The sequence below is a fragment of the Phaeodactylibacter xiamenensis genome (assembly GCF_000759025.1).
Lineage (GTDB): Bacteria > Bacteroidota > Bacteroidia > Chitinophagales > Saprospiraceae > Phaeodactylibacter > Phaeodactylibacter xiamenensis.
Genome location: NZ_JPOS01000052.1, coordinates 1 through 5064 on the forward strand (window position 1 = coordinate 1; position 5064 = coordinate 5064).

The following is a 5064-nucleotide window of genomic DNA, read 5'->3' on the forward strand; positions in this document are numbered from 1 at the left end:
CTGCCTGGGCAATGATGCTGGAGGTTTCGACGTAACCGTAACAGACGACTGCGGAGCATTCTACAATATCAGTGTTGGGGCAACGACTTTCTTTAATGTCCCTGCCGGTGCGACGGTTACATTTATTGATTTGGAAGGTACGCCGGCCGGTATGACACATCAAGTCAATATTGCATTAGCCGATGCGGGCCCATGTGATTTAAGCGTTGAAGAAGTAGCCTGCCTGAATGCGGTAACTGCATCTGAGTTGATCTACACAGCCGACACTAGCCCTCCCGATGCATTGTGTGCGAATACCACTGTATTTTTTGATGCATCCGGTCAGGCATCCATCAACCCACAGGATGTAGACGGTGGCTCCACAGACGATTGTGCAACCGTGCTAAACTACGCTCTTGACCAATCCCAGTTCACTTGTAGCGATGCACCTGAGGTGATGGTGCAGCTGGAAGTAGGAGATGGAAACCCCGCAACGGGATCAGGAACCTGTATGGCTGCTGTAACGCTCATTGATGACTTGCTACCCTCGGCAGTTTGTCAGGATTTAAGCATAGACCTGGATGGTTCGGGTATGGCCAGTGTCTCTCCACAGGATGTAGACGGTGGTTCCACCGATAATTGTGGAGTGGCTGGCCTGACCCTTGATATAACCCAATTTTCCAGCGCGGACATCGGGCAAAATCAGGTCATACTGACCGCAGAGGATGCTGCCGGCAATTTAAATAGCTGCTTAGCGACTGTGACGGTGAATGGGGCACCGCCAAATTGTTCTGACGGTATTCAGAATGGGGATGAAACGGGAGTCGATTGCGGCGGCAGCAATTGCCCACCCTGCGCTGTGCCTTGTGCTGATCCGGGCTTTACGTCCAATACCATAACGACATCAGCGGATGTTGCCAAGTCCGTATACGCCATGGATTTGGACGGTGATGGCGACGCGGATGTATTATCGACCTCATTAGATGATGATAAGATAGCGTGGTACGAGAATGACGGCAGCGGCAATTTTGGTGCGCAGCAGGTCATAACGACATCAGCGGATGGTGCTTGGTCCGTATACGCCATGGATTTGGACGGTGATGGCGACGCGGATTTATTATCGGCCTCATATGGTGATAATAAGATAGCGTGGTACGAGAATGACGGCAGCGGTAATTTTGGTGCGCAGCAGGTCATAACGACATCAGTGGATGTTGCCAGGTCCGTATACGCCATGGATTTGGACGGTGATGGCGACGCGGATGTATTATCAGCCTCTTCGCTTGATAATAAGATAGCGTGGTACGAGAATGACGGCAGCGGCAATTTTGGTGCGCAGCAGGTCATAACGACATCAGCGGATGGTGCCTATTCGGTATACGCCATGGATTTGGACGGTGATGGCGACGCGGATGTATTATCAGCCTCTGCGTTTGATGATAAGATAGCGTGGTACGAGAATGACGGCAGCGGCAATTTTGGTGCGCAGCAGGTCATAACGACATCAGCGGATGCTGCCAGGTCCGTATACGCCATGGATTTGGACGGTGATGGCGACGCGGATGTATTATCGGCCTCATATAGTGATGATAAGATAGCGTGGTACGAGAATGACGGCAGCGGCAATTTTGGTGCGCAGCAGGTCATAACGACATCAGCGGATGGTGCCAGTTCCGTATACGCCATGGATTTGGACGGTGATGGCGACGCGGATGTATTATCGGCCTCATTAAATGATGATAAGATAGCGTGGTACGAGAATGACGGCAGCGGCAATTTTGGTGCGCAGCAGGTCATAACGACATCAGCGGATGCTGCCAGGTCCGTATACGCCATGGATTTGGACGGTGATGGTGACGCGGATGTATTATCGGCCTCATCAAATGATGATAAGATAGCGTGGTACGAGAATGAGTGCACTACCACCCAGAATTGCCTTTCTGAAAACACGCTGCAAATCACCACCATCCAATCTGCGCCCCCTTTGGTGCTGGACGAAAACGGGGAGTGGTTTACCGTTTACAACCCTACAGACTCTGTCGTTGATCTGAATGGCTATACCATCCTTGACGATGGCACCGACAGCCACTCCATCACCACCTCCCTCCTCCTCCCTGCCGGCGGCTCCATCACCCTCGGCAACAACGCCGATACCCTGACCAACGGGGGGGTCCACATCGACTATGCCTACGGCAGCGATATTACCCTCGATGATGAGGAAGATGAGATCGTACTGGTCTGCAGCGGCACAGAGGTGGCCCGCGCGACGTACAGCGGCGGCTTGTTTGCAGGCTGTACGAATCCAACGGTGGCCCTTGGCGCGGATGGCACAGTCTCTATTACGCCAGCGCAGGTCGAGGACGGTACCATGGCCCTCGATGGGCTGGCGGGGCTGTGGCTGGATGTCACCGACTTTGACTGTAGCAATCAGGGGCAGGATAATCCGGTTGAGCTGACCGTGGTGGATACAGATGGGGATACGAGTACCTGTATGGCGATTGTGTCCGTTATCGACAATATGGCACCCACGGCGGTTTGTGCAGATGTCACTATTGCGCTGGATTCGGCAGGGATGGCCCTGCTCGTGGCTGATAGCCTCGATGGGGGCTCTACCGATAACTGCGCGACGAGCTTCACTTATGAGGCGAGTCAGGTGGCCTTTAGCTGCGATGACCTGGGCGAGCAGTCCGTTACGCTTACGGTCAGCGATGGCAGCCCGGATGCCGAATCGGGTAATTGTACCGCTACCGTCACGGTAGTGGATGATGCTGCGCCGGTGGCGGAGTGTCAGGATGCCGCTGTACAGCTTGATGCTGCGGGCATGGCTACGCTAAGCCCGGAAGCTGTGAATAATGGCTCTTACGATAATTGTACCCCGGCTGCGGGCCTGGTCCTGGAAGTCAGCCAAGATCAGTTTGACTGTGGGGACCTTGGGCAGCAAACGGTGAGCCTTTTTGTCAGCGATGGCAGCCCCAACTCCGGCTCCGGCAGCTGCATGGCAATGGTGACCGTGGAAGACCTGCTCCCGCCTCAGGCCGAGTGTACAGATGTTACAGTACAACTCGATGAAAATGGGACAGCTTTCCTGCCATCCTTCAATGTAGACGGTGGCTCGTCGGACAATTGCGGTACGCTGGACCTGGCGCTTAGCCAAAGCAGTTTCGACTGCACACATCTGGGAGAAAACGCTGTGGATATGATCGTAAGCGATGGCAGCAACAATCAAGATACCTGTACGGCGACCATCACGGTAGAGGATGTAATCTCGCCGGTGGCCGTCTGTCAGCCCTTCAGCGTCAGCCTGGATAGTACCGGATTCGCGTCAATCATGGCTGATAATGTGGACGGCGGCTCTACCGATAACTGTGCAGGGGTGAGCCTGATGCTCAATCAGAGTACTTTCGATTGCGGTGATATCGGTACCAACACCGTCACGTTAACGGTGACCGATGCCAGTAATAATATGGATACATGCCAGGCTACCGTGACGGTAACCGATGACCTGCCACCGCAGGCCATATGCGCAGATATTAGTGTTGCCCTGGATTCCATAGGGCAGGCAATGATAACGACAGATTTGATCGGTGGAGCCTCCACTGATAATTGTGGTGCACCAGACTTATCGCTTAGCCAGGCCGATTTCGACTGTAGCCATATTGGGGCCAATACGGTTGTGCTCACCGCCACCGATGGCAGCAATAACACCGATACCTGTACCGCCACCGTAACCGTGCAAGATCTAATGGCGCCTGAGGCTGTATGTATGGCGGTGACCGTACAGCTAGACACAATGGGCGCAGCCACTCTCAGTGCGGCCGCAGTTGGCAGCAATTCCACGGACAACTGCGTATCGGTCGACTTGCAGCTGGACGAAAACAGCTTCGACTGCAGTCAGCTCGGGGTGAATACCGTCACCCTGACCGTTACGGATGGCAGCAATAATACCGATATCTGTACGGCGGAGATTACGGTAGAAGACCTGGTGCCGCCAATCGCCAGTTGCGAACCTATGCTGGCCCTGGAGCTCGACCCTTCCGGGCAGGCCAGTCTTTCAGCCGCTGAGGTGGACGCAGGCTCCTTTGATAACTGTACCGTGGCTGACCTTTCTATAGATCAGACCGAATTCTCCTGCACTGACCTCGGCATGCAGACAGTGGAGCTGACCGTTACGGACAATTCCGGCAATACCTCAGCCTGTACCACTAATGTGCAAATTACGGATGTCTCCAAACCATTTGCATTATGCCAGGATATTGAGGCTGACCTGGGGCCAGATGGGACCCTTACCCTGGATGGCAGCAGCCTGGATGGCGGCTCCCTTGATAACTGTGGTGTGGCTACATTGACACCCAACCCGTCACAGTTGACCTGTTCGGATATTGGGTTTAATACGGTCATCCTGACGGTGGCTGATGCGAGCGGTAACTTTTCAACTTGTGTTTCGAGCGTGAGTTTGATCGACAATACGCCTCCGAATGCCGTTTGCGTACCCTCCTTTACGCTTGAAGTAGATCCTGAGTCCGCCTCGCCGGCCATTATTTCGGCTACCGATTTGGACAGCGGTTCCTTTGATAACTGTGGGATTGCGCAGTTATCAGTTGACCTGTTTGCCTTTACTTGCTCGGATATTGGTGCGCCAACGCCGGTCACGCTCACGGTGATTGACGACAATGGGCTGGAAAGCAGCTGTACCTCCATGGTTGCGGTGGTCAATGCCCTTGAAGGGCAGGCCTGCGATGATGGTGATGATTGTACAGAAAACGATAGCTACGATGCCAATTGCAATTGTGCCGGGACACTCATTGATGAGGACAATAATGGCGTCTGTGATTTTAACGAGTGTACGAGCCCCATTAATTTACAGGCCAGCAACATCACTGCAAACACAGCAGACCTCTCCTGGACAGCCGTGGGCCCGGCTATCGAGTACCTGGTCCGCTATCGGGTCAATGGAGGGATAGTGCTTAATGCCTTAGCCACCTCTGAATCGATAACCCTGACCGGGCTTCCGGGGTCCGCACAGATAGAATGGCGGGTCCGGGCGATCTGCGACGGCGGTCAGTCCAGCTTCAGCAGCGTTGATAC

General features: G+C 54.0%; 1 protein-coding gene. It reads left to right on the top strand.

Going from position 1 to position 5064, the window contains the following annotated elements; genetic code table 11:
* The coding region (locus IX84_RS18175) for an FG-GAP-like repeat-containing protein (protein ID WP_044223979.1) at positions 1-5064 on the top strand (5064 nt) is incomplete at both ends.